The 5,919-nt window shown below is 64.7% G+C and carries 6 protein-coding genes; all 6 read left to right on the top strand.

Annotation, left to right across the window (positions count from 1 at the left end; all coding sequences use genetic code 11):
* The coding region (locus BHD06_RS22155) for a heavy metal translocating P-type ATPase (protein WP_080459116.1) at nucleotides 1-2,253 on the top strand (2,253 nt) is incomplete at its 5' end.
* A gap of 10 nt (nucleotides 2,254-2,263) precedes the next feature.
* Nucleotides 2,264-2,668, top strand: a complete 405-nt coding sequence (gene cueR, locus BHD06_RS22150; RefSeq protein ID WP_080459115.1) for a Cu(I)-responsive transcriptional regulator — start codon at nucleotides 2,264-2,266, stop codon at nucleotides 2,666-2,668.
* A 182-nt stretch (nucleotides 2,669-2,850) separates the two neighbouring features.
* A complete protein-coding gene (locus BHD06_RS23400; RefSeq protein WP_217805718.1) occupies nucleotides 2,851-3,111 on the top strand; it encodes a hypothetical protein in 261 nt (86 codons plus the stop codon).
* Between the two features lie 138 nt (nucleotides 3,112-3,249).
* Nucleotides 3,250-4,698 (top strand): multicopper oxidase family protein, encoded by a 1,449-nt coding sequence (locus tag BHD06_RS22140; RefSeq protein ID WP_080459113.1) that lies wholly within the window; start codon nucleotides 3,250-3,252, stop codon nucleotides 4,696-4,698.
* A gap of 10 nt (nucleotides 4,699-4,708) precedes the next feature.
* A complete protein-coding gene (locus BHD06_RS22135) occupies nucleotides 4,709-5,149 on the top strand; it encodes a hypothetical protein (protein ID WP_139784854.1) in 441 nt (146 codons plus the stop codon).
* 16 nt (nucleotides 5,150-5,165) lie between these two features.
* Nucleotides 5,166-5,645: a DUF411 domain-containing protein gene (locus BHD06_RS22130; RefSeq protein WP_080459111.1), complete on the top strand. Its 480-nt coding sequence runs from the start codon at nucleotides 5,166-5,168 to the stop codon at nucleotides 5,643-5,645.
* The last annotated feature ends 274 nt before the right edge of the window (nucleotides 5,646-5,919 follow it).

Raw genomic sequence — 5,919 nt, 5'->3', positions numbered from 1 at the left:
CGGGTGGACCGCGCGCTCGGCGCGCTGCCCGGCGTTCTGGATGTCAACGTGAACCTGGCCTCCGAGAGCGCAACCGTGACTATTGCCGACGGGGTCGTGACCCCGCAGGAACTTTTAACTGCGACGAGCGCGGCTGGCTATCCGGCCGAGATGGCAGAGGCGGGCGAGGGCCTCTCGGCGGTGGCCCGCAAAGAAGAGGACGCACGCCTGATCGCCCGCAAGACCATGATCGCCGCCCTGCTGGCGCTGCCGGTGTTTCTGATCGAAATGGGCAGCCACGTGATCCCCGGCGTGCATGAGCTGATCGCCGGGACGATCGGGCATCAGGCAAGCTGGTACATCCAGTTCGTGCTGACGACGCTCATCCTCGCGGGGCCAGGTTGGGTGTTCTTTGCCAAGGGCGTTCCTGCGCTGTTGCGCGGGGCACCGGACATGAACAGCTTGGTCGCCGTTGGCACCGGGGCGGCCTGGACCTATTCCGTGGTGGCGACGGTCCTGCCGGGTCTTCTGCCCGAGGCCGTGCGCGCGGTCTATTTTGAGGCGGCCGCCGTGATCGTCGTGCTGATCCTTCTGGGTCGCTGGCTCGAGGCCCGCGCCAAGGGCCGGACCGGGGCGGCAATCGAGCGGCTGTTGGGGCTGCAGGTCCGCACCGCCCGCGTGATCCGCGATGGCGAGGCAGAGGATGTCGATATTGACGACATCCGTGTCGGCGACACCCTGCTGGTGCGTCCCGGCGAACGCATCGCGCTGGACGGCGAAGTCACAAAAGGCGAGGCCTATGTCGACGAGAGCATGATCACCGGTGAACCCGTGCCAGTGGCCAAGGCCGAAGGCGATGCGGTGACCGGCGGCACGGTCAACGGGTCGGGGAGCCTGCACATTCGCGCGACGCGGGTCGGCGCGGATACGACGCTGGCGCAGATCATCCGCATGGTGGAAGAGGCGCAGGGTGCCAAATTGCCGATCCAGGGGTTGGTTGACCGGATCACTTTGTGGTTCGTGCCGGTCGTCATGGCCGGGGCCGCGCTCACCGTGGCGATCTGGCTGGCGATAGGGCCGGACCCTGCCGTAACTCTGGCGCTCGTCGCAGGAGTTTCGGTGCTGATCATTGCCTGCCCCTGTGCCATGGGGCTTGCGACGCCGACCTCGATCATGGTGGGCACCGGACGCGCGGCGGAAATGGGTGTGCTGTTTCGCAAGGGCGATGCGCTTCAATCCTTGGCCTCCGTCGATGTGGTGGCGCTCGACAAGACCGGCACGGTGACCGAGGGACGCCCTGCAATGACCGAACTGTTACTGGCCGACGAATTCGATCGCAACGAAGTCCTGTCACTGATTGCCGCGGTCGAGAGCCAGTCCGAGCATCCCGTGGCCGAGGCGATTGTCCGTGCGGCGCAGGCCGAAGGGGCCGCGCGCGCTGATGCGGAGGGTTTCGAATCGATTACCGGCTACGGTGTGCGTGCCCGCGTGTCGGGACATGACGTGCTGGTCGGGGCGGATCGCTTGATGGCACGTGAGGGGCTGGACACCGGCGACCTTGCCAAGGCGGAGGCGGACCTCGCCGCAAAGGGACGTACCGCGCTCTATGCCGCGATCGATGGTCAGATCGTCGCCGTAATCGCCGTGGCCGATCCGGTTAAATCCGCCAGCGCCGAAGCGATTCGGTCCCTGCAGGGCATGGGCCTGCGCGTGGCAATGATCACCGGCGACAAGCGCGAGACGGCGGAGGCTATCGCGCGCGAGGTCGGGATCGACACGGTGATCGCGGGTGTACTGCCGGATGGCAAGGTGACCGCGTTGGACGAGTTGCGCGAGGGTGGGGTCCGGTTAGCCTTCGTCGGTGACGGGATCAACGATGCGCCCGCGCTGGCCCATGCGGATGTCGGTATCGCGATTGGTACCGGGACCGACGTGGCCATCGAATCCGCCGATGTGGTGCTGATGTCGGGCGACCTGCGCGGCGTGGTGAACGCCGTTCAGGTGTCCCGTCACACGATGCGCAACATCCGGCAAAACCTGTTCTGGGCCTTCGGCTACAATACTGCGCTCATTCCGGTGGCAGCGGGTGTGCTTTATCCAGCCTTTGGGCTGCTCTTGTCGCCGGTTCTGGCGGCGGGGGCGATGGCGCTCAGCTCGGTCTTCGTGCTGTCGAACGCGCTGCGCCTGCGCAGATTGCGCCCGGCGATGGATGAAGGCAAGCGCGTAGGCACCTCAAATAATACGCACGCAGCCCAACCAGCCCCGGCAGAATAGGAGACACGCCATGAATATCGGAGACGTCGCCCGCGCCACGGGCCTGCCCGCCAAGACCATCCGATATTACGAAGATATCGGCCTCGTGACCCCGGCGCGCGACGACAACGGCTATCGCCGTTTCAGAGCTACGGACCTGCACAAGCTGAGCTTCATCGGGCGCGCCCGTTCCCTCGGCTTCACCATAGAGGATTGCCGCGCGCTTCTGGCCTTGTACGAGGACAACAAGCGCGCCAGATCGGATGTCAAACAGATCGCCCAACAGCATCTGGACCATATCGACGCGAAGATCGCCGAGTTAAAGGCGATGCGCACCACGCTCGGCCACCTCATCGAAAGCTGTGCGGGTGATCACCGGCCAGATTGTCCGATCCTCGAGGATCTGGCTGTGATTTCACAGAAAGAGCCATGCTGATGCAAGCGGTGTGCCCCAAAGGACAGATCGTCGCAACGCGACGGGGCACGGGGTCGTGGCTGGACACGCACTCTCGCTCAATCTACTGTTCAATCCTGCGCTGCTTTTCCTCAATATTGCTTTTGGCCTTTCTTGCGGTTTTCGCTGCGGGAAACATCGCGCATGCGGCAAGTGCCAATACTATGGCGCTGGACATGGCCCTGATGGATGGCAACGCGCTGGCCATGGAGGATTGCCAAGGCTGTCCGACAGATGGCGAGGGTACCGCAGACTCGACAGTGTGCGACCTCGATTGCACTGCCCCCGCTGTGGTAACCCTGACGGGTTCCATGTCTCTTGAATTCCAGATGCCGATCCTTCGTCAGGACCGCCCTCTGAGCATGACCGTGCCGCATGGCCTGCGGGCGCCGCCGGATCCGTTCCCACCCCGGCCCCTCATCTGATCCGACGCCACGGGCGCTGACGACAGCGTTTTCGTGACAGTCGGACTGTGTCTCCCGGAACCCGAACGGTATCGGGGCGCACTCGATCGCGCGACCTGTGCGCGACCCCCGATGGTAGAGATCAGATGAGACAGACACATGAAATCGACATTCACACCGGCGCTGTCGCGCCGCGGCTTTCTGGCCGGTAGTGCTGCGGCAGGTGCAGCAGTTTCTGTGCGCCCGGCCTGGGCGGACACTACAACGCCCTTCACCCTGCGCGCCGCCCCGGGACGGGCGCGGCTTGTTCCCGAACCCTGGGGCGAGACTGACATCTGGTGCTATGGCGGCGCTGTTCCGGGCCCCGAGATCCGGGTGCGGCAGGGCGATCGGCTGCGCATCGCGGTCGCGAACGCGCTGGACGAGGACACAACCGTGCACTGGCACGGGCTACGGGTGCCCAATGCCATGGACGGCGTGCCGCATCTGACCCAGGCCCCGATCGCGCCGGGCGAGACGTTCACCTACGAGTTCGAGGCGGTCGATGCCGGCACATTCTGGTATCACCCCCACCAGCGCAGCTTCGAGCAGGTCGGGCGCGGGCTTTACGGTGCGTTGATCATCGAAGAGGCAAACCCGCCGCGCGCGGACCGCGAGATGGTCTGGGTGCTCGATGACTGGCGGCTGACCCAAGAGGCCGGGATTGCTGAAGACTTCGGCGGGTTCCACGATATGAGCCACGACGGGCGGTTGGGCAATACCGTCACGATCAATGGCCGCGTGCCGGATGCGCTTCCAGTGCAGGCGGGTGAACGGGTCCGTCTGCGTCTGATCAATGCCGCCAATGCCCGCATCTTCGCGCTGGACTTCGGCGAACTGGCGCCGCAGGTCATCGCACTTGACGGCCAACCCGTCACGCCACATGCGCCACAGCACGCGCGCGGATGGGTGGTGATCGGCCCGGCCATGCGCGTCGATCTGATGATCGACATGACGGGCGCGCCTGGTGAGACGCTGACGATCACCGACCGGTTCTTCTCGGACCGGAATTTCGAAGTGGTCGATCTGGCCTATTCCGAGACGCCCCTGCGCGATGCGCCGCCCGACTGGGACATGGCGCTGGCCCCCAATCCGCTGCCCGAACCGGACCTCGCCCGCGCCCGCCGTCACGACGTGACTTTCACCGGTGGAATGATGGGCGGGATGGTCGAGCGCCAGATGGGCCTTTCCGGAAGTGGTGGGATGATGGGCGGCGGGATGATGAACCGGATGCACGACGGCGGCATCTGGTTCGTCAACGGCATGGCGGCCGAAGGGCATATCCTCGACCCGATGCTGGTACTGGAACGCGATGCGTCTCACGTCATCGCCATGACCAACGCCACCGCGTTCCATCACCCGATCCACTTGCACGGCCATTCCTTCCGCGTGATCGGCCGCAACGGGACGCCCACGGCGCATCGTGAATGGCAGGACACGGTTTTGATGGCCCCGCGTGAACGTGTCGAGATCGCGTTCGTCGCCGACAATCCGGGCGACTGGATGTTCCATTGCCACATCCTCGAGCATCAGGCGGGTGGGATGATGGGTGTGATCCGTGTGGCGTGAGGAGAACGCAATGCTGAATGCAAGCTCTGAAAACACACCGACGTTTAGCCGGCGCGGCGTCCTTGCCATACTTGGCGGTGTGGGGGCCGCCGGGCTGTTACCCACGCAGAGGGCGCGGGCCGGGGGCACGTCAACCTCTGCGCTGGCTTTCGACGGTGATGCGCTGGTCGCGGGAACGTCGCCCGCGCCGGGAGCTCCGTTGCCTGAAGGCGAGCCCGTCAGCGCGCTGGTCTCGACTCATGGCGCACCGGAACGGCTCTACGCCGCCCTGTCTTCAGGACTTTGGGCCTCCGCAGATGGCGGCGTGGCTTGGGAGAACAGGTCTGACTTGCACGCACAGGCGCTTGCCGTTGATCCGGCAGACCCCAACCACATCGCCGCCATCTCCGCGACCAAACTGCAACACAGCCGGGACGGGGGCACCATTTGGGTGACCCTCGCGGCCATCTGAGAAAGGAACACCGACCATGAAAAAGATACTTGTCATAACGCTGGGGATCGCAGGCGCAGCCACAGCCGTCTTTGTCGCGACCGATCGCGATACCCGCCCGACCCTTGTCGCATCCGCAGCCGCACAAAGTGCCGAGCCCGTGACCATCTGGCGCGCACCCGGATGCGGCTGCTGCGATGCCTATGCTGAATATCTGCGTGCCGAAGGCTTTGCGGTCAATGTGATCGACGACTGGGATTTCGACCAAAGATCTGTCGAGATGGGCGTGCCCGAGCGGGGTATCGGCTGTCACCTCGCCATGATCGACGGCTATGTCGTCAGCGGTCTCGTCCCGTCTGAAATCATCGAACGGCTACTGGAGGAACGCCCCGACATCACCGGCATCACCCTCCCGGGTATGCCCGGTAACGCGCCAGGGATGGCCCCCGAGAAGACAGGCACCCTGCGAACCTATGCCTTCGGACCGGACGGCGTGGCCGTTTATGCCGATGAATGAGCACGCGGACGTGTTCGTCGATACGTTGGTGGCCGCCATCGCGATTCTCGCGGTGACCCTCAGCCCCATACTGGCCACGGGTGCAGTCTGCCTCGTGGTCCGTGAAATTTTCCAACACATAAGGAGTTCGACATGAACGGAACTGTAGACGGCCCCGGCACGGGCTTTGCGGGCGATTGCATGGGCCAGATGATGGGTGGCCCCATGATGGGCATGATGATGGGCGGAGGCCTGATCATGCTGCTGTTTGTCGCGGTGCTGGTCCTCGCGGCGG

Source organism: Roseovarius sp. A-2 (assembly GCF_002072155.1).
Classification (GTDB): Bacteria; Pseudomonadota; Alphaproteobacteria; order Rhodobacterales; family Rhodobacteraceae; genus Roseovarius.
Note: the sequence above shows the minus strand (reverse complement) of the source record. Positions and strands in the feature narration are given on the sequence as shown.

What these genes read in the sequence shown, in the direction of transcription:
- cueR (WP_080459115.1), top strand. Translation starts at nt 2,264, where the DNA reads ATGAATATCGGAGACGTCGCCCGCGCCACGGGCCTGCCCGCCAAGACC.
- BHD06_RS23400 (WP_217805718.1), top strand. Translation starts at nt 2,851, where the DNA reads ATGGCGCTGGACATGGCCCTGATGGATGGCAACGCGCTGGCCATGGAG.
- BHD06_RS22140 (WP_080459113.1), top strand. Translation starts at nt 3,250, where the DNA reads ATGAAATCGACATTCACACCGGCGCTGTCGCGCCGCGGCTTTCTGGCC.
- BHD06_RS22135 (WP_139784854.1), top strand. Translation starts at nt 4,709, where the DNA reads ATGCTGAATGCAAGCTCTGAAAACACACCGACGTTTAGCCGGCGCGGC.
- BHD06_RS22130 (WP_080459111.1), top strand. Translation starts at nt 5,166, where the DNA reads ATGAAAAAGATACTTGTCATAACGCTGGGGATCGCAGGCGCAGCCACA.